The organism is Jatrophihabitans fulvus (genome assembly GCF_054781375.1).
In genome coordinates this window covers 162,125-187,845 of sequence record NZ_BAAGUN010000002.1, presented here as the reverse complement: position 1 = coordinate 187,845, position 25,721 = coordinate 162,125, and the positions used below count along the sequence as shown (strand labels likewise).

Genomic DNA, 25,721 nt, shown 5'->3' with positions numbered 1-25,721 from the left:
GCCTGCACATTCGTTAGGTAAACTAACGACGATGATGGAAACGGCGGAGCGCGAGGAGACAGCGGCCCCGTCCGCCGTGACCGGGTCGGACCCCGGGCCCACGGAAGCTCCCACGGAAGCTCCCACGGAAGCTCCCACGGAAGCTCCCACGGATGCCCCCGCCGACGAGGCGGCCGTCGTCCTCGCGGCCCGGCTCCGGCCGTCGCTGCTGCGGCTCGTCCGCAAGGTGCGCCAGCAGCGCGTCGACACCTCGATCACGCTCACCCAGCTCTCGGCCATGTGGACGCTCGACACGCACGGGCCGATGAGCGCCGGCGACCTCGCCGCGTCCGAGAAGGTGCAGCCGCCGTCGATGACGAAGGTCATCGCGAGCCTCGAGGACCGCGGCCTCCTGCGCCGTTCCCCCCACCCGACCGACGGCCGGCAGGTGATCATCTCGATCACCGGGGCCGGCAGCGACCTGCTCGAATCCGAGCAGCGCTCGCGCAACGCATGGATGGCACGGCGGCTGGCCACGCTCTCGGCCGCCGACCGTGACCTGCTCGACCGGGTGGTGCCGATCCTGGACAAGCTGGCCGCACAGTGACCGCGCTCGCGTCGCGCGACGACGCAGCGCCCGCCGGCCGACCCGAGGGGCCGGTCACCTCCGAACAGGCGGACGGGCCGGTCGGCATGTTCCGGTCGCTGCGCATCCGCAACTACCGCCTGTACGCCGGCGGCCAGCTGGTGTCGCTGACCGGAACCTGGATGCAGCGCGTCGCCCAGGACTGGCTCGTCCTCGAGCTCACGAACTCCGGCACCGCGCTCGGCGTCGTCACGGCGCTGCAGTTCGGGCCACAGCTGCTGCTCGGCCTGTGGGGCGGCGTGCTCGCCGACCGCTACGACAAGCGGCGCATGCTGCTCGGCACGCAGACGGCGCTGGCGATGGTCGCGCTGCTGCTGGGACTGCTCGACGTCACCGGCGTGGTCACGTACTGGCACGTGCTGGTGCTCGCGGGTCTGCTCGGCGTCGTCACCGCCATCGACACGCCCGTCCGCCAGTCGTTCGTGGTCGAGATGGTCGGCAAGCGGGAACTGACCAACGCCGTCGCCATCAACTCCACGATCTTCAACGCCGGACGGGTCCTCGGCCCCGCCATCGCCGGCGCCATGATCACCGCGGTGGGCACCGGGTGGGCGTTCCTCGTGAACGCGGCGTCCAGCGCGGCGGTCCTGGCGGCGCTCGCCGCCATGCGGGCCGCCGAACTGCACCCGGCGCCGGTCGTCGCCCGCGCCGGCGGCCAGCTGCGCGAGGGCCTGGCCTACGTCCGCGGTCGCCGCGACCTCGTCCTGACGATGGTGCTGATCTTCGTCATCGGCACCTTCGGCCTGAACTTCGCGATCACGTGCGCGCTCATGGCCAAGCAGGTGTTCCACGAGGGCGCCCGCGGCTACGGCCTGCTCTCGACGGCGCTGGCGCTGGGAGCCTGCGCGGGCGCGATCGTCGCCACGCGGCGCACCCGGCGGCCGTCCGCGCTGTTCCTGCTCACCGCCGCCGGCGCGTTCAGCGTGTTCGAGGTGCTCGCCGGTGTCATGCCGTCGTTCTGGCTGACCTTCGCGCTGCTCGTGCCGACGGGGCTGGCGATGCTGTCCGTCACCACCGCCGCCAACTCCCACGTGCAGCTCGGCGTCGCGCCGACCATGCGCGGACGGGTCATGTCGCTCTACCTGGTGTGCTTCCTGGGCGGCACGCCCTTCGGTGCCCCGGTCGTCGGGTGGGTGGCCGGAGCGGCAGGTCCCCGTTGGGGCCTCGTCGGCGGCGGGCTCATCTGTCTCGTCTGCGTGGTCGGCCTGGCGGCCGCCGTCGCGCGGCACCGCGGCATCACGCCGGGCCGTCTCACCGGTTTCGTCCACGACCGGGTCCGCGTCCCGTCCTGACCGATCCACGCTCCGGTGTGCTGACATCCGGAGAATGTGATGAATATCGGCTGAAGGCCGGTTAGCCTCGCCCGATGACGATCACCGGTGGGTCCCGGACGCGCGCGGACGCCGCGATCGACGACACCGGCGTACGCCTGGCCGACAACCCGGACCTGCCCGTCGACGTCGAGCTCAACGGGCAGCGCGTGTGGTCCTTCAACCCGCGTCGCGACGGCCGTGCCGCCGACGGGGGCTGGGAGGTGCCCTGGCCGCCGCCGTTGCGTCGCTTCCTCGAGGGCCACGCCCGCGCGATCGTGCGGGAGCACGTGTCGCGCACCGTGCTCGCCGAGCTGGACGTCCGGCTCGGCTCGGGCACCGGCGAGATCGACGTCCGTGACAAGGACGGACACCCGCTCGCGATCACCAAGAACGGCACCCTGAGCCGCAGCTTCGCCGAGCGCGACGCCGTGGCCGACGCCGCGCGCGTCGACGCCACGCAGGCCGTCATCACCCTGCTGAACGAGCACACGGACGTCGACGCCTTCCTGGCCTTCGGCGGGCTGCTCGGCGCCGTGCGCGACGGCCGCCTGATCGGCCACGACGTCGACCTCGACGTCGGCTACCTCAGCCGGCACACCACGCCGGTCGACGTCGTGCTGCAGTCGTACGCGCTGGAACGCACCTTCCGCGACCACGGATGGCAGACGTGGCGCTTCTCCGGCGCCGACTTCAAGGTGCTCGCCCCCGACGTCCCCCCGCCCGGGCGCTGGATCGACGTCTTCGGCGGGTTCGTCGCCGACGGCACCTTCTACCTCATGCCGATGGTGTCGGCGCCGGCCGACGAGGTGCGGTTGCTGCCGCTGGGCGAGATCGAGCTCGAGGGCCGCCGCATCACCGCGCCCGCCGACCCGCCCGCGCTGCTCGCGGCCACGTACGGCCCGGGCTGGGTGACGCCCGACCCGTCCTTCAAGTTCGCGCCGCCGCGCAGCACCCGACTGCGCCTGGACGCCTGGACCCGCAACACGATCGCGAACCGCCGCCACTGGCTGCCGTTCTACTCCGGACGCCGCCACGCGACCGTCCCCGCCGGACCGTCCGCGTTCGCCCGCACGGTCGCGGCCGCCGAGCCCGGCCGCGGACGGCTGCTCGACATCGGCTGCGGCACCGGGCGGGACTCGGTGTGGCTGGCGGCGCAGGGTTTCGACGTCCTCGGCCTCGATTACGCACCTCCGGCGGTGACGATCGCGACCAAGGCGGCGCACGCGGCCGGCGTCCCGGCCCGCTTCGAGCTGCTGAACCTGCTCGACCTGCGCCAGGTGCTCGCGCTCGGCGCCCGCATCGCCCACGAGTCGGCCGAGCCCGGCGCCGCGCCGCTGCACCTGTACGGACGCTTCCTGCTGCACGCCCTGACGCCCGCGGGCCGCGCGAACCTCTGGCTGCTCGCCCGGACGTGCCTGCGGCGCGGCGGACGGCTGCACCTCGAGTTCCGCGCCGCACCGCCGGACGTCAGGGCCGTCCGCTACGAGTTCGGGACCCACCCTCGCGAGCTCCTCGACCCGGCGGCGGTCGTCGCCGACATCGAGGCGTCCGGGGGACGGGTCGATCACCACGAGGAGGGGTACGGCATGGCCGTTCATCGCACCGAGGATCCCTACGTCTGCAGGATGGTGGCGTCGTGGACGCGGTGAGGCAGCTCGTGCGCCTGCTGCGCCGCGTCGTCGGACCGGTGCTGCGGGCGCTGCTGCCCCGTCCGGTCGACCGGGAGGCCACCGACCAGATCGCCGCGCTGCGCCGCGAGCTCGCCGCGACCAAGGGCCGCATCGCCGACATGGAGGCCCAGGTGCAGGAGACCCGCCGCCTGCACCAGCGTGTCGCCGAACTGACCGACGTCGTCGCCGAGGTGCTCGTCCCCGCCTCGGACCGGGACGACGCGCGGCTGCGCGAGACCCTGGCCCGGTACGCCGGCACCCTGAGCTGACCCCGGCGACCCCGCCGGCGTCCCGGCTCGGGACGATGACGGGCATGGGCGGCACGGCGGGCACGGCGGGCACGGCGGGAACGGCGGGCACGGCGGACGGACCGGTCACCGACGTCGTCGACCCCGACGATCCCCGCGTCGCCGACTTCCGCGACCTCAAGGATGCCGACCGCGCGCAGCGGCGCGGCGTCGTCGTCGCCGAGGGCGTCAACGTCGTGTCCCGCCTCGCCGCGTCCGCGTACCCGGTGCGGGCGGTGCTCGGACTGCCCGACCGGCTCGAGGCGCTCGCGCCGGCGCTCGCCGGACGGCGCGTGCCGCGGTACGCCGTGGACAAGTGGCTGCTGTCGGACATCGTCGGGTTCCGGGTCACCCGCGGGGTCCTCGCGTCCGCCGACCGGATCCCGCCGCCGCCGGCCGCCGACCTGCTGCCGACCGCGCGCCGCGTCGCCGTGCTCGAGGGACTCAACGACTTCGAGAACCTCGGCGCGCTGTTCCGCAACGCCGCCGCCTTCGGCATCGACGCCGTGCTGCTCGACCCGACCTGCGCCGACCCGCTCTACCGGCGCAGCGTGCGGGTCTCGATGGGGCACGTGCTGCGCGTGCCGTTCGCGGTCGACGACGATCCCGTGGCGGCGTGCCGCGCCCACGGCCTGACGACGCTGGCGCTGACGCCGTCGGGCGCGACCGCGATCGCGGCGCGGTCCGTGCCCGGCCGATGGGCGGTGCTGCTCGGTGCCGAGGGCCCCGGGCTGTCCGACGCGACGCTCGCGGCGGCCGACGATCGCGTGCGCATCCCGATGGCGGGTGACGTCGACTCGCTCAACGTCGCCACCGCCGCCGCGGTCGCCTTCTCGTGGTTCTCGGCGGACGGCTGAGCCCGGCGACGTCGGGTGCCAGGCCGGGCCGATCACGTCGCCGAGCGGTGAGGTGTCACCTGAGAGGGGTTCGGGCGCGTTGGTGAACCAGGGGAAAACATCCTGATAACGTCGGCCTCCGTGACGGAAACGATATCGGGTGCTGCGCAGCAGTCGGCGTCATCCGCGGACGCGTCCGCCGGTGCGCGTGCGGACGGTGTGCGCCTGTCGTCCAACGACGACCTCGCGGTCGACGTGGAGCTCAACGGGCAGCGGGTGTGGTCCTTCAACCCCCGCCGCGACGCCACGAAGGACGGCGAGCTCTGGCTCACCGAATGGCCCAAGCCGTTGCGGCCGCACCTCAAGGGTCGCGCCCACGTGGTGCTGCGCGAGCACGTCTCGCGCCGCGTGCTCGCCGAGCACGACGCCACCTTCGGCGACGCCGAGAAGACGTTGGCCGTGGTCGACGCCGAGGGCCACCCGCTCTCGATCGACAAGATCGGCCGTCTCGGTCGCAACTTCGACGAGCGTGACCCCGCGATCGTCACGGGGCTGCTCGACGCGACGGAGAAGGTCCTCACGCTGCTGAGCGAGCAGAGCGACGTCACGCCGTTCGTCGCCTTCGGCGCCCTGCTCGGCGCGATCCGCGACGGCAAGCTCATCGGCCACGACGTCGACATCGACCTGGGCTACCTGAGCAAGCACACCCACCCCGTCGACGTGGCGCGCGAGTCCTTCGGCCTCGAGCGCATCTTCCGCCGCGCCGGCTGGGACACCGTCCGCTTCTCGGCCGCCGACTTCAAGGTGATCGCTCCGGACATCCCGGGCGTGCCCGACGCCGCGCGCTACATCGACATCTTCGGCGGCTTCGTGGCCGACGGCACCTTCTACCTGATGCCGAACGTGGCGGTGCCCGTCGGCGACGTGTCGATCCTGCCGCTGGGCCAGATCACCCTCGAGGGGCGCACGCTGCCCGGCCCGGCCGATCCCGAGTCGCTGCTGCTGGCCACCTACGGCCCCGGTTGGGTCACGCCCGACCCGGCGTTCAAGTACAAGACGCCGCGCAGCACCGTGCGCCGCATGGACGCGTGGATGCGCAACGGCATCGCGAACCGCTCGCACTGGTTCCCGTTCTACAACAGTGCCAAGAGCAAGAGCGTGCCCACGGAGCCGTCCGCGTTCGCGCGCACGGTCGCCGAGGCCGAGAAGCCGGGCACGCTGATCCTCGACATCGGGTGCGGCACCGGCCGCGACTCGATCTGGTTCAGCAAGAACGGCTTCGACGCGATCGGCATGGACTACGCGCCCAGCGCCGTCCGCTCGGCGACCGAGGCCGCCGAGGCCCAGGGGGCTTCGGCGACGTTCAAGGTGCTCAACCTGCTCGACATGCGTCAGGTGCTCGGCCGCGGGGCCGTCGCCGCGCACGACCCCCGTGACAAGGCCGTCTACGGCCGGTTCCTGCTGCACGCCCTGACGCCCGAAGGCCGCCGCAACCTGTGGCGCTTCGGCGGGCTGGCGCTGGCCGGCGGCGGACGGTTCCACCTCGAGTTCCGTACCGGGAAGCACGACGAGGGTTACGAGTTCGGCGACCACTACCGCGACCTCGTCGCGCCGGAGGTCGTCATCAGTGAGATCGAAGCCGCCGGAGGCCGCGTGGACCACCACGAGGTCGGCTACGGCTTCGCTGTGTACAAAGACGAAGATCCCTACGTGTGCCGGATGGTGGCGACATGGCAGCGATGAACACCCTGCGTGAAGGCGGACGGAAGCTCGTCCACTCGATCGCTCCGACGGCGCTCGACTCGGTCAGCGCGATCCCGGGGCTGCGCCAGCGGCTCAACGGTGTGGCGTCCCGGCAGGACGGCCAGGCGGCCGAGCTGCGCCGGCTGCGCCAGGAGGTCGCCGAGCTGCGGTCGGAGATCCAGGAGGCGCGGCGGCTGCACCAGCGCGTCGCCGAGCTCACGGACCTGATGGGCGAGGTGCTCCTGCCCGCCGTCGCCCGTGACGACGCGAAGATCGCGAAGGCGCTCGACGAGTTCGCCGGGGCCTCGTTCTAACTCGTCCTACGCCCGCGCCGCTCCGGCGTCGGGTGGCAGGTCGAGCCCGAACGTCGCGACCAGTCCGCGCCGCCCCTCGCGGGTGACGCGGACGGCGCGGGGACGTCGTCCTCGCACCAGCCAGTGGCGGTCCAGCAGGGCCGTGAACAGGTCCGCGGCGACGCGGCCGGCCAGGTGGTCGCGCCGTTCGGTCCAGTCGAGGCACGGCCGCAACGCGCGCGTCCCGGCGCGCTCGTCGGTGGCGACCCCCAGCTCGGCCAGGCGGGTCCGTCCCGATGCGGTCAGCCGGGCGTCCGCCGTGACGTGCCCGTCGCGCACCAGCGCGGCGTGCAGGTCGACGGCGAGCCGTCCGGCCAGGTGGTCGTAGCAGCTGCGGGCCCAGCCGAGCTCGGCCGGCGCGCGTGGTGCCGTGGGCGCGCGCCTCGGCAGATCCAGCGCGCCGATGCCCTCGAGGGTGCGGGCGAGGTCCTCGCCGACCAGGCGGACGTAGCGGTGCCGTCCCTGCACGGCCACCTCCACGACGCCCGCCTCGACGAGCCGCGCCAGGTGCTGGCTCATCGTCGACGGCGCGACCCCGGTGTGCCGGGCGAGTTCGCCCGGCGTCCGCGCGCGGCCGTCCATCAGCGCGACCAGCACGCTCGCACGCGTCTGATCGGCGATGAGCGCTCCCAGGGTGGTCAGCGCATCGACGGCCATGGCGCGAGGGTAGGCGCCGCGCCCTTCGGCACGCGCCGAAACGACCCTGCCTAGCGTCGCCGGCATGACCGCCGACGACGTGCTGCTCGACCCCGCCTTCCGGGTGCCGCCCGTCGCCGCCGCCGAGCACGGCGTCGGCTGGCTGCGCGCCCGCGTGGTGCGCTTCAGCGAGGGTCCCGATCACGCGCGCCGCCGACGGGTCGTCGAGCAGCTGCTCGCGGCCGTGTCGCCGGACGGGCTGGACGGCAGCGGCCACCCGGTCGACGTGTTGGCCGCCCGCCTCGGGCTCGGGCGCGGCGTCGTCGCCGATGTCGGCGTGGTCGCGTCCGCCTATCACCCGCACCTGCCGATCACGCCCGCAGCCGACGCCGCGGTCGAGCGGCTCGTGGCCCGGTGCGGGGTGCGCGACGACACGGCGGCCCAGCGCATCGGGCTGCTGGTGCAGGCGCACCACGCGATGAACGGCCTGCTCGCCGGCCGGACGCCGCCGGTGCCGTCCACCCGCCGGGTCGCGCCGGACGGCACCGTCGTCGAGGTCGCGCTCGACGCCGCGCCGTTCGGCCGGGGACGGCATGCCTGTCCGGCGCGGGCGCACGCCGAGGCGCTGGCCTCGCGGTCGTTCGCGGCCCGCCACCGCGCCGCCGCACCGCTGCTGCTGCCGAACGCCTGGGACGTCGCGTCGGCGGCGCTGCTCGTCGACGCCGGGTTCACGGCGATCGGGACGACCAGCCTCGGCGTCGCCGCGGCCACCGGCGTCCCGGACGCGTCCGGACGCACCCGCGCGGCGACCCTGGAGCTTGCCGCTGCCCTCGTGCGCCTGCCGGCCGCGATCACCGTCGACGCGGAGGACGGGTTCGGCGACGCTGCTGCGTTCGTGTGCGACCTCGCGGCGCTGGGGGTCGTGGGCGTCAATCTCGAGGACGGCCGCGGCACCCACCTGGCGGCGGTCGACGACCAGTGCGACCTGCTGGCGGCGGCGAAGCGCGCCGCGCCGCACGTCTTCGTCAACGCCCGGGTCGACACGCACTGGCTGGGGGTCGACCGCGACGCGACCGCCGCGCGGGCCCGGGCCTACGTCGCGGCCGGGGCGGACGGCGTCTTCGTGCCCGGGCTGCAGGACCCGGACGCGATCGCGCGCCTCGCGGCGGCGGTGCCCGCGCCGGTCAACGTGCTGGCCCACCCGTCGCTGTCGGTGGCCGAGCTCGGACGGCTCGGCGTCGCGCGGGTGAGCACGGGATCGTCGCTCTACCGCCGCGCGTTGACCGCCGCCGTCGCCGCGGCCCGCGCACTGCGCGGCGACGTCGATCCGGGTGTGGACGTGAGCTACGCGCAGGTGCAGGCGTTGGCGGGGTCAGACGAGTGAGTCGCGCCAGGACGCGTGCAGGCGCGCGAAGTGACCGTCGCCGGCGTCGACCAGGTCGGCGGGGGTGCCGTCCTCGACGATGCGCCCGCCGTCCATGACGAGCACGCGATCGGCGATCTCGACCGTCGACAGGCGGTGCGCGATGATGATCGCCGTGCGGGACGCCAGCACGGTGCGCAGTGCACGCTGGATCGCCCGCTCGGTGGGCACGTCGAGCGACGACGTGGCCTCGTCGAGGATCAGTACCGCCGGGTCGGCGAGGAAAGCCCGCGCGAACGCCACGAGCTGACGTTGCCCGGCCGACAGCCGGCCGCCCCGCTTGCGCACGTCGGTGTCGTAGCCCTCGGGCAGCGCGCTGATGAAGCCGTGCGCGCCGACGGCCTCGGCCGCGGCCACGATCTCGTCGCGGGACGCACCGAGGCGGCCGAACCCGATGTTGTCGGCGACGCTGCCGGAGAACAGGAAGCCGTCCTGGGTGATCATGACGACGCGCTCGCGCAACTGCGTGTCGGCGACCTGCCGCAGGTCGACGCCGTCGAGGCGGACGGTGCCCGCGGTGGGGTCGTAGAACCGGGACACCAGCTTGGCGACGGTGGTCTTGCCCGCACCGGTGGCACCGACGAGCGCGACGGTCTGCCCGGCGGGGACGTGCAGGTCGAGCGCCGGCAGCACGGCGCGGTCGGGTCGGTAGGAGAACTCGACCGACTCGAGGTCGAGTCGCCCGCGACGACCGTCGGGCAGGGGCTGCGGATCGTCCGCCTCGGCGACGTCGGCCGGTTCGGCGAGCAGCGCGGCGATCTTCGCGAGCGCCGCGGTCGCCGACTGCAGCGAGTTGTAGAAGACGCCGACGTCCTGCATCGGGTCGTAGAACTGCCGCAGGTAGAGCAGGAACGAGGTGAGGACGCCCAGTTCGAGACCGCCCTGGGCGACGCGGTACCCGCCCACCAGCAGCACGACGACGGTCGCGACGTTGCCGATGAAGGCGGTGCCGGGGATGAACCAGGCCTGCAACCGGAACGTCTCGTGGTTCGCGGCGCGGTAGTCGTCGTTGCGCTTCGCGAAGATCGCGTCGTTGCGCTTCTCGCGGCGGAACGCCTGCACCGCGCGGATGCCGTTGAGGTTCTCGACGACGTCGACGATCAGCACCGCGACCTTCTCGCGGGTGAGGCGGAACGCGTCCGCCGCACGCGGGGAGAACCAGCGGTACAGCAGCGCGAGCGGGATCAGCGAGCTGAGCGCGATCAGGGCCAGCGGCACGTCGAGCACGAGCAGCAACGCCGCGATGGCGGCGCTGTTGAACAGCGCGATCAGCAGCCCGTCGAGGCCGGTGTCGAGCATCTCGCGCAGCGTGTCGACGTCGGACGTGAGCCGGGAGATGATGCGGCCGGACGTGAACCGTTCGTGGAAGGCCACCGACAGCGCCTGCACGTGGTCGAAGCCGCGGCGGCGCAGGTCGAACAGGATCGCCTGGCCGATGCGGCCCGTCCGGACGATGAACAGCGAGCGCAGGGTGCCCGCCAGCAGCGCGCTCACCACCAACGCGATGCCCACGAGCGTGAGCGAGCGGTAGTCGCCGTCGCGCGCGCCGGGCAGCGAGTCGTCGATGGCCACCCCGATGAGCCAGGGTGCGGCCATCGCGGCCGCGACCTGGGCGAAGGCCAGCAGCAGCACCGCGGCGATGCGGGCCCGGTACGGGCGCACCAGCTCGGCGAGCAGCGCACGGCCGGCGGCGTGCAGCGCGAGGCCGTCGCGCTGTTCGGGATCGTCCTGCTGCTTCAGTTCGAGCGCGGCGTCCTCGGACAGCCGACCCTGCCAGTCGTCGTCGGCGGGCTGCGGCGTGGGCACGGTGGTCGAGGCGGTCATCGGGCCGCCTCGAGTTCGGCTTCCTGGGCCAGCAGCTGCCGGTAGGCGGGCACGGTCTCGAGCAGCTCGCGGTGCGTGCCGACCGCGGCGATGCGGCCGTCGCTCAACAACGCCACCCGGTCGGCGAGGAGCACCGTCGACGGCCGGTGTGCGACCACGAGCGCGGTGGTCGCGGCGAGCACGCGACGCAGCGCCGCCTCGACCTGAGCCTCGGTGTGCACGTCGAGCGCCGAGAGCGGGTCGTCGAGCACCAGCACCCGCGGACGCCCGACGACGGCACGGGCCAGGGCGAGCCGTTGCCGCTGCCCGCCGGACAGCGACAGGCCCTGCTCGCCGATGCGGGTGGCGAGACCGAACGGCAGGTCGTGGACGAACCCCGCCTGGGCGACCTCGAGCGCCTCGGCGACGTCGTCGTCGGTGATGCCGGCGCGCCCGAGGGTGATGTTCTCGCGCACGCTGGCCGAGAAGAGCGTGGCGTCCTCGAACGCAGTCGAGACGGCGTGCCGCAGCTGGTCGAGACGCAGGTCGCGCACGTCGACGCCGCCGACCGTGATGCGCCCGCCGGTCACGTCGTGCAGCCGGGGGACGAGCGCGGTGAGGGTCGTCTTGCCCGAGCCGACGCCCCCGACCAACGCCATCGTCTCGCCGGGTCGGATCTCGAGGTCGATGCCGCGCAGGACGTCGGCCTCGGCGTCGGCGAAGCGGAAGCGGACGTCCTCGAAGCACACCGACGTGCCGTGTTCGGCGACGACCGGGTCGTCCGGGTCGAAGATCGTCGGCGCGGTGTCGAGCACCTCGAAGATGCGCCGGCACGCACTCGCGGCCTCCTCGGTGAGGGCGAGCAACCAGCCGAGCATGATGATCGGCCACACCAGCTGCAGCAGCATGCCGACGAAGGCGACGAGCTCGCCGACCGTCATCGTGCCGTTCGCGGTGGCGAGGACGCCGCCCACGGTGACGACGCCGAGCACGAGTTGCGGCAGACCCTCGAGCAGCGCCCAGAAGAAGCCGAGGGTGCGTACCTTCTTCAGCTCGGCGTCACGCAGTCGCACCGCGTCGCGGGTGAAGCCGCGCAGCATGTGCGGGCGGCGGCCGAACGCCTTGATCACGCGGATGCCGAGGGCGGACTCCTCCACGGTCGTCGCGACATCGCCGGTGAGGTCCTGGGCACGGCGGGCGTCGCGGCTGTAGGCGAGTTCGAAGCGGCGGGTGCCGATCAGCAGCGGCACCATCGAGACGAGCACGATCAGGCCCAGCCACAGCTGGATCGACAGCATCACGCCGAGGATCGCGACGATCGCCAGGGCGTCGGCGATCATGAAGACCGCGGCGAGGCCGATGAAGCGCCGCAGCGTCGACAGGTCGGTGGTGAGCCGGGACAGCAGCTGGCCCGAGGGCCACCGGTCGTGGAAGGCGACGGGCAGCCGCTGCAGGTGGGCGAACAGGTCGCGGCGCAGGTCGGTCTCGACGCCCAGCGCGGCCACCGCCATGGCACGGCGGCGCAGCAGGAACAGCGCCGACTCGGCGACGCCGAACAGCAGCGCCAGGCCGCTGAGCGCCCACAGGCCCGCGGTGTCGCGGTCGCGGATGGGCCCGTCGACGACGGCACCGGTGACGAGCGGCACGAGGGCCTGCGCGAGCATGGCGCCGCTCGCGGCGACGAACATGACGATCACCGCGCGGCGGTGCGGACGGGCCCAGCGGCGCAGCCGCCACAGGACCTGGACGGTGCCGTCCGACTGCTGAGCGGAGTCGGTCACGGGCGTCACGTCGTTCGACGGTACGTGTGGGTACCGACAGGAAGCGACCGAGTTTCGCGGCGGGCGGACATGTCAGCGGACGGTAGGAGCTGAACCGCGGTTCAGGTCAAGCCGTCCGCCCCTGGGACGTCCACGCGACGCCGTCACGTCTCCACCCTCGACACGTCGGCAGCGAGCCGCGGCCTAGGGTTCTGCCCATGGAGTGGGTGCTGCTCGGGGCCGGCGGCCACGCGCTGAGCGTGGCGGCGGTGCTCTCCGCCCGCGGCGACACCGTCGCCGGGTGCTCGGGCGACGGCGACACCCCCGATCGGCTCGGCGTCCGCCAGTTCGCCGGCGACGACGAGGCGTTGCGCTGGGCCGGGGAGCACGACGCCCCGGTGGCGCTGGGGGTCGGCGACAACGCGGTACGTGCCCGGCTCGGTGCCGCGGTCACGACGGCGGGTCGGTCGCTGCCGACGGTGGTGGCGCGCAGCGCCGTGGTCGCGTCGTCCGCCGATCTGGGGCCCGGCACCGCGGTCCTCGAGCAGGCCGCGGTCGGCCCCGGCGCGCGGCTGGGATCGGCCGTCGTCGTGAACACCGGCGCGATCGTCGAGCACGAGGTCGCCGTCGGCGACGGCACCCACGTCGCGCCCCGGGCGGTCCTGCTCGGCGCGGTGCACGTGGGCGACGGCTGCCTCGTGGGCGCGGGAGCGGTGGTCCTCCCTGGTGTGCGGCTCGGCGACGGCGCCGTCGTGGCCGCGGGAGCCGTCGTCACCGCCGACGTCCCCGGGGGCTCGACGGTCCGAGGGGTGCCGGCCCGATGACTCCTTCCCGCACGGTTCGCGCATCCCGGCACGAGGACGGCCTGTCGTGACGGCGGTCGGCGTCTTCATCGGCACTCGCGCCGACCTGAGCCCGCTCGTACCCGTGCTCCGCGCCCTGGCCGACGCGGCGGATCTGACGACGCGGGTGTCGACCGCCGTGGCATGGACCGCCGAGACCCTGCAGGCGGCGCTGCGCGAGCGGGACGTCGAGCTCGACGTCGACGCGGTGGGTCCGCCACTGCGCGGCGACGCCCCGGCCGATCTCGTCGCGCTGGGCGGCGCGATCGCCACCGGCGTCGCCGCGTGGCTGGGCGAACACCGCATCGACGTGCTCGTGGTCCTGGGCGACCGGTGGGAGCTGTTGTACGCCGTGCCGCCCGCGGTCGTGCTCGGCGTGCGTGTCGTGCACCTGCACGGCGGCGAGATCACCGAGGGCGCCCTGGACGACCGCGTGCGGCACGCCGTCACCAAGCTCGCCGACCGGCACGCCGTGGCCACGGCGACCGCCGCGGACGTCGTGCGGCAGCTGGGCGAGCCCGCCGACCGGGTGCGCGTCACCGGGGCTCCGGGCCTGGACCTGCTCGTGGCCGCCCGCCCGCCCGACGCCGACACCTGGCGACGGCTGCTGGGCGCCGAACCGGAGCGTCCGCTGGCCCTGGTGACCGTGCACCCCGCGACGGCCACCGACGAGCCGCCGGGCCCCACCGCCCGTGCGGTCATCGACGGTGTCCGTGACGCGGGGGCCACGGCGATAGTCACGCATCCGGGTGCGGACGCCGGGCGGGACGAGATCCTCGCCGCGATCGCCGACGCCGCGGCGGCCGACCCGGGTGTGCTCGTCGTCCCGTCCCTCGGCCCCGACTACCCCTCGGTGCTCGCCGGCGTCGACGTGGTCGTCGGCAACTCCTCCAGCGGGGTCATCGAGGCCTCCGCGGTGGGCGTCCCCGCCGTCGACGTCGGCGACCGGCAGGCCGGTCGCGAGCGCGCGGCGAGCGTGCGTCACGCGCTGCCGGACCGCGTCGACGTGGCCGCCGCGGTGCGCGCCGCGCTGGCCGACCACCCGCCGCAGGGCGGCCCGTACGGCGACGGTGCCGCCGCGCCCCGCATCGTCGAGGTCGTCCGCGCGGCGGCGGTCACGTCCCGGCGCAAACCGTTCGTGCTCGCCGAGGCGCCCGGCGTCGCGACCTGACAGGCGAGCGGACGTCAGGCGGGCGTGCCGCCGGTCTCGAGCCGCCGCAACCGTTCCTCGTAGGAGGCCACGGCCGCCAGCCGGACGCGGACACGCTCGTGCTCGGCCGCGATCGTGTCGAGCAACGCGCGTTCCTCGGTGGGGTGATCGTCGGGTTCGGCGATCGCGCGCCGCCGCAGCAGATCGTCGAGATCGGCGAGCCGGGACTCGATGGCGGCCACCTGCGGCGCGATGCGACGCATCTCGTTCGCCGTCCACTCGGCCGTCCGCTCGACGCGCGCCACCCAGTCGTGCAGGTCCTGCGCCCGGCGCGCGGTGGGCTCGACGACCTCGGCGGCGCGCCACCGGATCGCGGCGTCGGCCCGGGACCGGACCCGGCGCAGCAGGGCGCGCGGCTCGGGACGTCTCTGGGGCATGGCTGCAGTCCTCCTCGGGTTCGTCGGACGGTTCGTCGGCGGGGTCAGGGGTGGTGCACGGCGTCGCCGTCGGCGATCCAGCGCCGCAACAGGACGCTCTCGCGCTCGATCAGGTGGTCGACGCCGATGCCGCACGGCTCGCCGTACGCGTGCTCCCACGACAGCTGGGTCGGGAGCTCGACCGCGGAGTGGCCGGCCAGGTGCAGCGCGGCGCCGGGGAACAGCGCCCGCGCCGTCCACGCCGCCAGCGTGCCCGTCGTCGCCCACCGTGGCTCGGCGACCGAGTCGATGCCGAGTTGCTGCGAGAGCGGGACCACGACCTCGCGATTCGGCAGCGGCACCTGCCCGAGGTCGGCCGGCCACCAGTCGGGCAGGATCTCGGGTTCCCAGTGCATGCGGCCGGGTTCGGCGAGCAGGTACAGGCGGTCGCGGTAGTCGCGGAAGATCCACGGCGTGGCCCGGATGCCGCGGGTGAGCACGACGACGTCGGTGCGGGTGCCGACGGCCGGCGGCTCGTCGGCGGTGTCGGTGCGGAAGCCGTTGACCCGCACGACGAGATCGCACCCGTCGATCACCGCGGCGCGCTCCGCCGAGGTCGGCAGCGGCGCGTTGCCCACCACCGCGACCGTGGCCACGTCGGACCGCCGTGCGTACGCGCGGACGAGGTCGCGGAGCACGTCGAGCGCGGCGGATGCCGGTGGGGCCGGGGCGGGAGTCATCGGATCAGGAGCCTAGTGGACCCGCGCCGGGACACCGGTCCGGCGAGGGATCGCAGGTCGCGCCCGGCGACCGGCCGCGGGCCGGTTCACGACCCGTTCAGATCTTCTTCCCGGCCACGACGCCTCGTCGTCAGCCGGGCGAACAGCTGGTGTCCCACGGTGGTCGGGTGGAGGACGGACGGGGCGGACGAGGGGTGGATGCGCTGCTGCCGGCCTCGCCGCCGGGCTGCGCGTACGCGCAGGACCTCGACGGCCCGCCGATCGAGCGCGGCGTCACCGCCGACCTGCTGCGTCCGTACCTGGAGTCCTACGCCGCGGCCTTGCCCGTCCGCACCGTCGCCGTCGTCGGCAACGCGCCGCTGCCGCCCGACCCGGAGCGGGCCGCGCTGATCGACTCCGCCGACCTGGTGCTGCGGTGCAATTCGTTCGTGCTGGACCGACCGGGTGAGCCGCCCGTCGTCGGCACGCGGACGAACGTCTGCGTGCTCGCGCACGTCACGAACATCACGCCCGACGTGTTCCGCAACTATCGCGACCGCGCCTACCTCGTACCGCAGGTCGGGCACTCCTTCCGCCTGGGCGGGCCGCGCGCGCCCGCGCTGATGATGTCGTGGCCGCCCGACCTCGGCAGCATGCCGGTGCCGAACGACATGCTCGGCCTGCCCGTGATCCAGGAGATGAAGCGCGACGGCGAGCGCCGTCCCGCCGTCCCCACGACCGGCACGCTCGCCGCCGCCGTCGCGCGCCGCGTCTTCCCGGAGGCGCGTCTGATCGCCACCGGCTTCTCGTTCGTCGACAACCCGCACCAGGCCACCTGGTCGCACCGCTACGGCACGGTCGTGCCGGTTCACGTCGCCCACCTGCTCGACCGCGAGGGCGCCCTGATGAGCCAGTGGGTGCGCGAGAGCGGCGGCGAGCTCCGTGCGTGACCACGTCCCCGACGCCCGTCGGCCCGAACCCAGGAGCTGCTTGCCGTGGTGATGACCTACGCCCGTCAGCTGCTGCAGCTGCGGCAGCGGCTGCGTGACCAGACGCAGCGCCTCGACGCGCACGAGCTACGCCTGAACCGCCAGCTCAAGCGCCTGGACGAGTTCCAGAAACGGTTGGACGAGTGGTCGCTCGCGTCCGCCCGGTCGCGCGTCGAGTACGACACCGCCGCGCACCAGCTGGCTGCGCTCGAGGTGCGCATCGCCGCGCTCGAGGACGCCACCGTCGAGCCGGGCGACGACGCCGCGCGCGCCGAGGCGCGGCAGCTCGTCGACGTCGTCCGCACCGAGCACGCCCGCGTCCGCACGCGGCTGACGCTGTTCGGCGCGTACGAGGAGCGGCTGCGCCGCGTCGAGGCGGCGCTGCTGCACGCCATCGCGCTGCGCGAGTTCCCGACGCCGGCCCAGGAACATGTCGGGGCCGATGTCGTCGAGGCCCGCGAGAAGGGCCTCATCCCGCCCGACGGCACCCAGCTCCCGGCCCGCTGAACCGACTGGACAGGCGACATGACCATCACCGCACCCGCACCGGACGTCACCGCGACCGACGGCGTCACCCTCATCGCCGAGATCGGCTGCAACCACGCGGGCGACCTCGAGCTGGCCAAGAAGATGATCCGCGTCGCCGCCGAGTTCTGCGAGGTCGACGTCGTCAAGTTCCAGAAGCGCAATCCGCGCGAGCTGCTGACACCCGAGCAGTACGACGCCCCGCACCCGAACGCGATGCACGCGTTCGGACCGTCGTACGGCCTGCACCGCGAGGCCCTGGAGTTCGGCGTCGAGCAGCACGCCGAGCTCGTCGACGTCGCCTCGAAGTTCGGCGTCACCTACGCGACGTCGGTGTGGGACATGACCTCGGCGCGCGAGATCACCGAGCTCGACCCCGCGCTGATCAAGATCCCGTCGGCGACGAACACCCACACCGAGCTGCTCGCCTACCTCGCCGACCACTACCAGGGACGCATCCACGTGTCGCTCGGCATGACCACGCCGGACGAGGAGCGGGCCGTGGTCGAGCTGTTCCGCTCGCACGGCCGCATGGGCGACCTCGTGCTCTACGCGTGCACGTCCGGTTACCCGGTGCCGTTCGAGCAGCTCGCCCTGCGCGAGATCACCCGGCTGGTCGACGCGTACGGCGCCGAGGTGCACGCCATCGCCTACTCCGGACACCACCTGGGCATCGCCGCCGACGTCGCGGCGATGACGCTGGGCGCGCGGTACGTCGAACGGCACTTCACCCTCGACCGGACGGCGCGGGGCACCGACCACGCCGCCTCGCTCGAGCCGGACGGCATGCGCAAGCTGCGCCGCGACCTCACCAACGTCGGACGGGCGCTGACGTACAAGTCCGACGGGCTGCTGCCGGTCGAGCAGGCCACCCGGGCCAAGCTCAAGTGGCAGCCCACCGGATGACGTCACCGTCCGTCGCGTTCGTCCCCGTCCGCGGCGGCAGCAAGGGCGTGCCGGGCAAGAACCTGCGCGTCGTCGGCGGACGTCCGCTGCTCGCCTGGACGGTGGCCGCGGCACTCGCCTCCGGTGTCGACCGTGTGGTCGTCGCCTGCGACACCGACGCGCTCGCCGCGGTCGCGACGTCGCTGTCGCCGCGGGTCGAGGTGTACCGCCGCAGCCCGGAGTCGGCGTCCGACACGGCCGCCACCGAGCAGGTGCTGCTCGAATGGGCCGAGCAGGACGACTTCGCCACCGTCGCGCTGCTGCAGGCGACGAGCCCGCTCACGACCGGGGCCGACGTCGACCGGGTCCTCGCCGCGCTCGGCGGCGCCGACAGCGCGCTGTCGGTGACGCGGCAGCACGCGTTCACGTGGTCGGCCGACGGCACGCCGCTGAACTACGACCCGGCGCGCCGTCCGCGCCGTCAGGACTGGGACGGTCAGCTCGTCGAGAACGGCGCGCTGTACGCGACGTCGCGCACGGCGTTGCTGGCGTCCGGGTGCCGGGTGGGCGCGAGCGTCGCGGTCGTCGAGATGGCGGCCGAGACCGCGTACGAGATCGACACGGCGACCGACCTGCTCGTCGTCGACACGCTGCTGCGCGGGCGGCCGCGGCCGCGGTTGCGCGACGACCGCCCGTTGCGGCTCGTGGCGACGGACGTCGACGGCGTGCTCACCGACACGACGCTCTTCTACGGCGACGGCGTGCAGGACCTCAAGGGGTTCTCCGCGCGCGACGGCAAGGGTTTCGAGCTGCTGCACGGCGCCGGCTTCGCGACCGCGTTCGTCACCGCCGAGTCGAGCCCGTTCCTCGCCCGCCGGGCCGAGAAGGTGCGCGCCACCGAGTGCCTGCTCGGCGTGAAGGACAAGCTCGCCGAGGTCGTCGCGCTGGCCGGGAGGCTGCGCCTCGGCCTCGACCAGGTCGCGTTCGTCGGCGACGACGTGCAGGACGTGCAGGTCATGCGCGCCGTGCGCGAGGCGTGGGCCCCGGCCGACGCGCACGTCAGCGCCCTTGCCGCGGCCGACCGCGTCACGCGCGCGGTGGGCGGCCACGGCGCGTTCCGTGAGGTCGCCGACCACTATGTCGGCGCCTTTTAGCGCAGAATCGCGCAGAAGCGCTCGAGAGGTTCGCGCACGGCCGTCGCCAGCATCTGCTGCGCGGCGACGACCTCGCCGACGTAGGCGTCGGGACGGGCGAGCACATCGCGGGTGCGCTCGAGCAGGGCGTCGCCGAAGCGCTCGGTCACCTCGAAACCCCACTCGGGATGGTCGATGTCGTCGAGGAAGTAGCGCATCTTCGGATGCGAGACGAGGCTCAGCACCGGTGTCCGCAGCCCGAACGGGATCATCGTCGCGTGGCCGCGCATGCCGACCACCACGCCGGCCTCGCGGTACGCCGTGCGGGCCTCGTCGAGCGGCGCGACGTTCAACCTCACCACGTCGAGTTCGAGGCCGTGCTCGCGGCGCAGGTCGGTCGCGAGCTGCTCGTCCGGGGCCATGTGCGAGACGGCCCGCACGTCGACGCCGTCCGCTCGCAGCGCGCGCACGTACGCGTCGATCTGTGCGAGGAACGCACCGTAGGTGTCGCCGAAGCGGCGGGCACTGCGGTCGTAGGCCGCGTTGAGGAGCACGCTGCGGTGGCGGGCGACCGGGGCGGCGAGCTCGGGGTGCAGGACGGCCAGGACGGTCGTCGGGCAGGGCAGGTACTCGATCTTGTCGGCGAGCCGGGTGGGCAGCAGCGAGCGCACCTGGCGGATCGAACCGTGGTTGCGCAGGCCGACGAGGTCGGCCCGGTCGACGACGGCCTCCAGGCTCTGCCGGAACAGCGAGCCCCCGACCGACTGGCCGCGGAAGACGTTGAAGCCGACGGCGACGAGCCCGAGGGGGACGTCGAGGCGCCGCAGCTGCTCGGTGGGCACGTTCCACTGCCACCCGCTGGTGCCGTTCGGGGCCGTGTCGGGCAGGAACAGCCCGCCGCCGCCGACGATCACACCCGCGCTGCGGTCGGCGAGTTCGCGTCGCGCGTCGTCGAACAGCCGGTGGGCGTGCACGGGCAGGTGGTGCAGCGGGCGTCCCGCGGCCGACGACACCGCGTCGCGGACAGCCGTGGGCAGCACCCGGTCGCCGTAGTTGCCGCCCCTGCCGATGTAGGCGGCCACATGCACGAGATTGGTGACGCCCGGACGCAGCGCGGGCTCGGCGGCCTCCGCGCGAGCGCGCAGACCCGCCGAGCGCGGGTGCCCGGGGTCGCGGCGGGCGAGGGCGTCGGCGTGGGCGCGTCCGAGCAGCCGGTCGTTCGTCACCCACGCGGTCTCGGCGGCCGCGACGTCGGCGGCGTCACGGTCGCCCGCCAGGGCGAGCACCTCGACGGCGCGGGCGTAGTCGCTCGAGCGGTGCAACGCCCGGGACCACCGCGGCACGATGCGTTCGCTCGCCTGCCGGGGTCGTCCGATCGCAGCGTCGACGGCCGCCGCGGCCCCGGCGTTGTCGACGGCGTCCATCGCGACGCCCGTCGCCTCCCACAGCGCCGCGTCGCCGGGCCCGCCGTGCTCCGTGCTGCCGAGCGAGTAGGCGAGGAAGCCCACGTCCGGCGCCACCTGCTTCTGCAGCACGAGCCGGTCGCGCAGCCGCGGCAGCACCGCGAACCCGGTGGCCTCGCCGTCACGCGCGCAGGCGAGCAGTTCGGGCAGCAGGTCCGCGTCGGGCCCGGGCGCGGCGAGCGCCCCGTCGACCACCAGCACGCCCGTGTCCGGCAGGACGTCGTCGCGCACCGCGGTGGTGGGCACATCCGCGTCCTCGAGAGCGAGGGCGGCGACCGTGGCGGCGGTGTCCGCGTGGGCCGGGGCGATGACGATCCGCCGGCGTCCGGTGAGGGCGAGCGCGGCGAGCGCCGCCCGCCGGGGGTGGGCCGCGGCGTCGGGCCGTACGGCATCGAGCATGCCGCGTTCGGCCCGCAGGAACCGCATCGCCGGATCGGCGGCGAACGCCTCGCCCACCGTGGCCGGATCGAGCGCCGTGTGCACCAGCACGACCTCGACGTCGTCGCGCCGGGGCCGCGCGCGCAGCGTCCGCAGCACGTCCGCGAGCTCGCGCTCGTGCTGCTCGTCGGGCAGGTACAGGGCGAGGGTCACCTGCGGACCGGTGGCGCGACCCGGCCCCCGCGGCAGCGCGGCCAGCCCGGCGTCGCCGTCCGGCAGCACGGTGACGAACCGCGGATCGCGGGTGTCGGGCGCCGGTTGCCGGACGACCTCGACCTCGGCGTCGATGTCGGCGCGGATCCCGACCGGGTCGCCGAGCCCGTCCGCCGCGCGCGCGAGCAGGAAGCGGCGGCACCACAGCGCGGTGTCCTCGCCGGTGCCCGCCCGGGCGGCGGCGGCGACCGCGGCCGCTTGCAACCGCAGTCGTTCCACACCCCGGTGCCGCTCGGCGGCGGCCCACAGCAGCACGGGATCGTCGGCGGGGACCGCCTCGAGCCCGGCCAGCCGCATCATCACGGATCGCGTGGCCGTGCGCTGGTGCTGCGCGCGCAGCCAGCGGCGAGCGCGAGGACCGTCCGACGGAATTGCGCGGGACTGCGCGAACAGCTGACGCGCTCGCACCGGACGTCCGCGCTCGACACTCAGCAGCGCGAGCACCTCGTGCCCCTGCCCGTCGGCGGGGGCGAGCCCGGTGAGCGCCGTGGCGAGCCACTCGGCCTGTCCGAGGTCACCGGCGTGCAGGGCGGCGAAGGCGGTGGCGGCCGCGGGTCGCACCAGCGAGCCGATCATGTCCGGCCGCGGCGTCGAGCCCCCGGCCAGCCGGCGGCGCAGCACCTCCGCCGACGGCCAGGTACCGGTCAGGCGGGTGGGTGCCTCGGTGGCGAGGGTGCGACGGGTGGCCAGGGCGCGGCGCAGCTGCAGGCCGGTGCGCAGCGCGCCGGACACGGAGCGCCGCGCATCGTCAGCCGCACGCTGCAGGGTCTCGGGCACCAGGGCGGTCGGCGGCACGCGGCCACGCTAGGTCGCCCAGGTGGACGCGAGGTGTCCGGAATCAGTCCTGCTTGCGACGCACTCCGAGCAGGATGTCGTCCCACGAGGGGATGCGGGCCCGTGCGGCCTTGTCGTCGTCGGATTCGGCCTGCGCACGGTGCTTGCGGGCGTTCGTCAGCGATGCGAGCGGACGGGCCGGCAGCTCGGGATGCGCGGGTTCGGTGAGCCCGAGCGGCAGCGGGGGCTCGTCGAAGGCGAACTGCGGCTCGGCGGCGCTCTCGCGGACGGGCTCGGCGGGCCGGGCGTCCCGGGCGGGCTCGGCCGGCTCGGCCGGCTCGGCGGCCGCTGCCGACTCGATCGCCGCAGGCACGTACGGCGGCAGGTCGAGCGGACCCTCCGCCGGGGCGTCCTGGTCGAACACGTCGTCGATGCGCGGCAGCGGGCCGGTGTGGGCGTCGGGCATGGGCGGGAACGCGACGACGCCCGGGGCCAGCGGCGGCGCGACCGACAGCGCGGGACGCTCGGGCGCGGGGGGCACGACGGGGCGGATCGGACGGTCGCTGAGCAGGTCGCCCGCGGTGTCGTCCAGGGGAGTGACGCAGCGCGAGGAGCGGTGGAACAGCCACTCGGCGCCGTGGCGGCCCTCGCCGCCGGACCACTCGGCGGCGACGACCCAGTCGCCGTCGTCACGGCGGCGGGAATCCCAGAGGATGTCGGCGGCGTCGATGCCGTGCGCCGTGAAGCGCGCGTCGACCTTCTCGCCGAACAGCACGAACTCGTTCTCGGTGCCGGTGCGGCGCGCCCTGGCCCGCCGGGCCTCGTCGGTGATGCGCCGCCGCTCGTCCATGACCGGGCCGGCGAAGCGCATCACCCGCTCGATCGGGACGCCGAGGGAGTCGGCGAGCTCCTGCGGCGACTCGCCGGCCCGGACCCGCACCTGGATCTCGCGCGGCCCGACGTGCACCTCGGGGACGGCGTGCCGGGCGGGCGGCGCCGCCACCGGACCGGGAACGGCGCCCGACGAGAGCGGGGCCACGGCCTCGGGCACGCCGGCGACGGTCGCGCGGAGCGTGTCGTCGATCATCAGCGCGAACCGTTCGAGGCCGTCCGCGCTCTCGAGCACGAGATCGCCGGTGTCGTCGGCGAGACGGACCAGACGCAGCTGTCGCATGGCCCGACGATAGGTCGGGCACCGCCCGGATCGGCGCAGCACACGCCGTCCCCGGCGAGGGTCAGAGTCGCTCGACGACCCAGTCGACGCAGGCGGTCAGGGCCGAGACGTCGTCGGGGTCGACGGCCGGGAACATGCCGACCCGCAGCTGGTTGCGGCCCAGGGCCCGGTACGGATCGGTGTCGACGACCCCGTTCGCCCGCAGCGTCGCCGCGACCGCCGCGGCGTCGACGGCCGCGTCCAGGTCGATGGTGCCGACGACCGGGCTGCGCAGCGCCGGGTCCGCGACGAAGGGCGTGGTGTAGGCGGTGCGCTCGGCCCACTCGTACAACCGGGCGGACGAGTCGCGGCTGCGCGCGGCCGCCGCGGCGAGGCCGCCGGCGGCGAGCAGCCCGTCGAGCTGGTGGGCCAGCAACCAGAGCGAGGCCACGGCCGGGGTGTTGTAGGTCTGGTCCTTGCGGCTGTTGTCGATCGCGAGGGTCAGGTCGAGCGACGGCGGCACCCAGCGCTGCTCGCGCACCTGCGCGGCCCGGTCGAGAGCCGCGGGCGAACACACCGCGAGCCACAGCCCGCCCTCGGCCGCGAACGCCTTCTGCGGGGCGAAGTAGTAGACGTCCGTCTCGGCGACGTCGACCTCGATCGCGCCCGCGGCCGAGGTCGCGTCGACCAGGACGAGACCGTCGCCCGTGCGCCGCACGGGCATGACGACGCCGGTGGACGTCTCGTTGTGCGGCCACGCCGTCACGTCGCTGTCGGCGTCGGACGTCAGCTCGGGCGCCGACCCGTACTCGGCGGCGTGCACGTGCGGCTCGGCCAGGAAGGGCGCGCCGCGCGTGACGGCGGCGAACTTGGACGAGAACTCGCCGCACACGTGGTGGGTGGCGCGCTCGCGGACCAGCCCGAACGCGGCGACGTCCCAGAACGCGGTCGAGCCGCCGTTGCCCAGCACGACCTCGTAGCCGTCGGGCAGGCCGAACAGGTCGGTGAGCCCGGCGCGGATACGGGCGACCAGCGCCTTGACCGGCGCCTGCCGGTGCGAGGTGCCGAGCAGTGTGCCGCCGGTCGCGCCGAGTGCCTCGGCGGCCGAGGCGGGCACCTTCGAGGGCCCGGAGCCGAACCGGCCGTCGCGGGGCAGCAGGTCGGCGGGGATGCGCAGGTCGGCCGCGGTCACCGTCCGATCGTCCCAGGCGGTCAGGCGGCGTCCGCGGCCCGCCCACGGCGCGCGCGCCGGTAGACGCCCAGCAGCCGCTGCAGCCAGGCGACCTCCGCGGACAGTTCGACCACGCACCGCTTCACGCGCTCCAGCGGTGGCAGGGCGCGGTGTTCGGCGAGCGCCTCGCTGTCGAGGCGCAGCCGTCCGACCTCGGTCTCGAGCTGGGCGATGCGGGCGGCCGCGTTGCGCTCGTCGCGCTCGGCGGTGCGCGCGAACGCCGTGAGCCCGGCCATGGCCACCGCCAGCCGGTCGTCCGTCGTCGCGGCGTCCGGGACGATGCCGTCCGGACGGGCGGTGGGGTGCAGGTCGGCGAGGTCGCCGTGCACCCGGTAGCCGGCGTGCCCGAGGGCCTCGGCCGTCGCCACGGACACCTCCCGCGCCCAGGCGAAGTCGTCCTCGGGCAACTCGATGCGCGCGCCGCGCACGGCGGCCAGCGCGGGGGCCACCGCATGCTTGACGACCCGGTCGTAGGTCGACCACGGATAGGCCTTGCCGCCGACCGAACGGTTGAGATCGTGCAGCACCGCGGCGGCGGGCGCCGCCAGCGACGGGTTGGACGCCGTCGGGCGCACGAGGGCGAGGTCGGCGATGCCGAGCACCTCGGCGAAGCGGTTCCACAACGTGTCGGGCGGGGCGCCCGACTGCGGCACCGTGACGACGTGCACCTGCTCGGGCGGCAGGCTCGCGCCCCACCGGGCCAGCGTGGCCACGGCGTCGTGGTGCCGCCAGAACTCGTTGGCCATGCGTGCGGTCGGGGTCCACGGCCCGTCCGGGCCCGGTCGCGGGCCGCGCACGGCGGCGAGGAAGTCGGCGTAGGTGTCGACCTCGCGGTTGCGCACCCACTCCTGCCACGCGGCGGGCAGCACCCGTGCCGTGTCTCGCAGGGTGCACACGATGTGCACCTCGGCGAAGGACAGCATGTCGAGCGCCCTCGCGACCTGGCGCTCGTTCGCCGCCGCCAGCAGTTCCTGGTCGATGATCGCGCGCGGTCCGCCCCACTCCTCGACCTCGCGCACGAGCCGGCGCCAGGAACCCGCGATGCGGGGGTTCGCGTGGCCCTGGAAGGTGATCTCGCGCAGCGCCAGGGCGGCGAAGACGTGGTCCTCCCAGGCATTGCCGGGGTAGAGCAGGCCGTGGCGGCGCAGCAGCTGCCGGTTGCCCCACAACGTCCGCTGCAGGTAGGTGGTGCCCGACTTGGGGGCGCCGACGTGGACGAACACGATGGGGCGGTTCTGGTGATGCACTACGGCGAGGACCTCGTCTTCTGCGCTCTCAGCTTTCTCGCAGCGTAACGAGCGGACGTACGGCCCCGGTAGGAAAAGCCGATCACAGCGGGTC

General features: G+C 74.4%; 23 protein-coding genes. 14 read left to right on the top strand and 9 right to left on the bottom strand.

The features are described 5' to 3' along the window. Positions 1–31 precede the first annotated feature (31 nt). The 7 genes from ACYVP9_RS09425 to ACYVP9_RS09395 all read left to right on the top strand — a co-directional run bounded on the left by ACYVP9_RS09425 (position 32) and on the right by ACYVP9_RS09395 (position 6,788). A complete protein-coding gene (locus tag ACYVP9_RS09425) occupies positions 32–586 on the top strand; it encodes a MarR family transcriptional regulator (RefSeq protein WP_460604529.1) in 555 nt (184 codons plus the stop codon). Continuing rightward, positions 583–1,917, top strand: coding sequence for an MFS transporter (locus tag ACYVP9_RS09420; RefSeq protein ID WP_460604528.1), 1,335 nt, complete (start codon positions 583–585; stop codon positions 1,915–1,917). Before ACYVP9_RS09425 ends, ACYVP9_RS09420 begins: the two co-directional genes overlap by 4 nt. A gap of 74 nt (positions 1,918–1,991) precedes the next feature. Continuing rightward, positions 1,992–3,587: a methyltransferase domain-containing protein gene (locus ACYVP9_RS09415; protein ID WP_460604527.1), complete on the top strand. Its 1,596-nt coding sequence runs from the start codon at positions 1,992–1,994 to the stop codon at positions 3,585–3,587. After that, a complete protein-coding gene (locus tag ACYVP9_RS09410; RefSeq protein ID WP_460604526.1) occupies positions 3,575–3,877 on the top strand; it encodes a DUF6752 domain-containing protein in 303 nt (100 codons plus the stop codon). Before ACYVP9_RS09415 ends, ACYVP9_RS09410 begins: the two co-directional genes overlap by 13 nt. 44 nt (positions 3,878–3,921) lie before the next feature. Continuing rightward, on the top strand, positions 3,922–4,752 hold the full coding sequence (locus ACYVP9_RS09405; RefSeq protein ID WP_460604525.1) for a TrmH family RNA methyltransferase: 831 nt from the start codon (positions 3,922–3,924) through the stop codon (positions 4,750–4,752). 120 nt (positions 4,753–4,872) lie between these two features. Further along, the gene (locus tag ACYVP9_RS09400; RefSeq protein ID WP_460604524.1) at positions 4,873–6,474 is read left to right on the top strand and encodes a class I SAM-dependent methyltransferase; all 1,602 of its coding nucleotides are present in this window, start codon (positions 4,873–4,875) and stop codon (positions 6,472–6,474) included. Beyond that, the gene (locus ACYVP9_RS09395; RefSeq protein ID WP_460604523.1) at positions 6,462–6,788 is read left to right on the top strand and encodes a DUF6752 domain-containing protein; all 327 of its coding nucleotides are present in this window, start codon (positions 6,462–6,464) and stop codon (positions 6,786–6,788) included. The genes ACYVP9_RS09400 and ACYVP9_RS09395 overlap by 13 nt, the downstream gene beginning before the upstream one ends. A gap of 6 nt (positions 6,789–6,794) precedes the next feature. Here the strand turns inward: ACYVP9_RS09395 and ACYVP9_RS09390 are convergent, their stop codons facing one another. Further along, positions 6,795–7,484: an ArsR/SmtB family transcription factor gene (locus ACYVP9_RS09390; protein ID WP_460604522.1), complete on the bottom strand. Its 690-nt coding sequence runs from the start codon at positions 7,482–7,484 to the stop codon at positions 6,795–6,797. Between the two features lie 64 nt (positions 7,485–7,548). On the opposite strand from ACYVP9_RS09390, the gene ACYVP9_RS09385 reads away from it, so the two are divergent. Beyond that, positions 7,549–8,847 (top strand): isocitrate lyase/PEP mutase family protein, encoded by a 1,299-nt coding sequence (locus tag ACYVP9_RS09385; protein WP_460604521.1) that lies wholly within the window; start codon positions 7,549–7,551, stop codon positions 8,845–8,847. Here the strand turns inward: ACYVP9_RS09385 and ACYVP9_RS09380 are convergent. After that, entirely contained in the window at positions 8,836–10,710 is a 1,875-nt protein-coding gene (locus ACYVP9_RS09380; RefSeq protein ID WP_460604520.1) for an ABC transporter ATP-binding protein, read from the bottom strand. The two genes, ACYVP9_RS09385 and ACYVP9_RS09380, sit on opposite strands and share 12 nt — an antisense overlap. Further along, positions 10,707–12,470 (bottom strand): ABC transporter ATP-binding protein, encoded by a 1,764-nt coding sequence (locus tag ACYVP9_RS09375; RefSeq protein WP_460604519.1) that lies wholly within the window; start codon positions 12,468–12,470, stop codon positions 10,707–10,709. Before ACYVP9_RS09375 ends, ACYVP9_RS09380 begins: the two co-directional genes overlap by 4 nt. Positions 12,471–12,667: 197 nt before the next feature. On the opposite strand from ACYVP9_RS09375, the gene ACYVP9_RS09370 reads away from it, so the two are divergent. Then, on the top strand, positions 12,668–13,273 hold the full coding sequence (locus tag ACYVP9_RS09370) for an LbetaH domain-containing protein (protein ID WP_460604518.1): 606 nt from the start codon (positions 12,668–12,670) through the stop codon (positions 13,271–13,273). Positions 13,274–13,319: 46 nt separating this feature from the next. Continuing rightward, positions 13,320–14,462, top strand: coding sequence for a UDP-N-acetylglucosamine 2-epimerase (gene neuC, locus ACYVP9_RS09365; RefSeq protein WP_460604517.1), 1,143 nt, complete (start codon positions 13,320–13,322; stop codon positions 14,460–14,462). Between the two features lie 14 nt (positions 14,463–14,476). On the opposite strand, the gene ACYVP9_RS09360 is transcribed toward neuC, so the two are convergent. Beyond that, on the bottom strand, positions 14,477–14,878 hold the full coding sequence (locus ACYVP9_RS09360; RefSeq protein WP_460604516.1) for a hypothetical protein: 402 nt from the start codon (positions 14,876–14,878) through the stop codon (positions 14,477–14,479). A gap of 44 nt (positions 14,879–14,922) precedes the next feature. Further along, positions 14,923–15,597: a hypothetical protein gene (locus ACYVP9_RS09355; protein WP_460604515.1), complete on the bottom strand. Its 675-nt coding sequence runs from the start codon at positions 15,595–15,597 to the stop codon at positions 14,923–14,925. Positions 15,598–15,791: 194 nt separating this feature from the next. Here ACYVP9_RS09355 and ACYVP9_RS09350 point away from each other — a divergent pair, with 194 nt between their 5' ends. From ACYVP9_RS09350 to ACYVP9_RS09335, 4 genes are read left to right on the top strand one after another with little or no spacing between them, the layout of a single operon-like run. Further along, a complete protein-coding gene (locus ACYVP9_RS09350) occupies positions 15,792–16,526 on the top strand; it encodes a hypothetical protein (protein ID WP_460604514.1) in 735 nt (244 codons plus the stop codon). 45 nt (positions 16,527–16,571) lie between these two features. Next, positions 16,572–17,072 (top strand): hypothetical protein, encoded by a 501-nt coding sequence (locus tag ACYVP9_RS09345; protein ID WP_460604513.1) that lies wholly within the window; start codon positions 16,572–16,574, stop codon positions 17,070–17,072. An 18-nt stretch (positions 17,073–17,090) separates the two neighbouring features. Further along, positions 17,091–17,996 carry a DAHP synthetase I family protein gene (locus tag ACYVP9_RS09340; protein WP_460604512.1) on the top strand — a complete coding sequence of 302 codons (906 nt, stop codon included), beginning with the start codon at positions 17,091–17,093 and terminating at the stop codon, positions 17,994–17,996. After that, on the top strand, positions 17,993–19,129 hold the full coding sequence (locus tag ACYVP9_RS09335; RefSeq protein WP_460604511.1) for a cytidylyltransferase domain-containing protein: 1,137 nt from the start codon (positions 17,993–17,995) through the stop codon (positions 19,127–19,129). The genes ACYVP9_RS09340 and ACYVP9_RS09335 overlap by 4 nt, the downstream gene beginning before the upstream one ends. On the opposite strand, the gene ACYVP9_RS09330 is transcribed toward ACYVP9_RS09335, so the two are convergent. From ACYVP9_RS09330 to ACYVP9_RS09315, 4 genes are all read right to left on the bottom strand, one after another. Next, a complete protein-coding gene (locus tag ACYVP9_RS09330; protein ID WP_460604510.1) occupies positions 19,126–22,017 on the bottom strand; it encodes a polysaccharide pyruvyl transferase family protein in 2,892 nt (963 codons plus the stop codon). The genes ACYVP9_RS09335 and ACYVP9_RS09330 overlap by 4 nt on opposite strands. A 43-nt stretch (positions 22,018–22,060) precedes the next feature. Further along, on the bottom strand, positions 22,061–23,170 hold the full coding sequence (sepH, locus tag ACYVP9_RS09325; protein WP_460604509.1) for a septation protein SepH: 1,110 nt from the start codon (positions 23,168–23,170) through the stop codon (positions 22,061–22,063). A 61-nt stretch (positions 23,171–23,231) separates the two neighbouring features. Next, positions 23,232–24,341, bottom strand: a complete 1,110-nt coding sequence (serC, locus tag ACYVP9_RS09320; RefSeq protein WP_460604508.1) for a PLP-dependent aminotransferase family protein — start codon at positions 24,339–24,341, stop codon at positions 23,232–23,234. Positions 24,342–24,361: 20 nt separating this feature from the next. Continuing rightward, entirely contained in the window at positions 24,362–25,627 is a 1,266-nt protein-coding gene (locus tag ACYVP9_RS09315) for a hypothetical protein (RefSeq protein ID WP_460604507.1), read from the bottom strand. Positions 25,628–25,721: the final 94 nt, after the last annotated feature.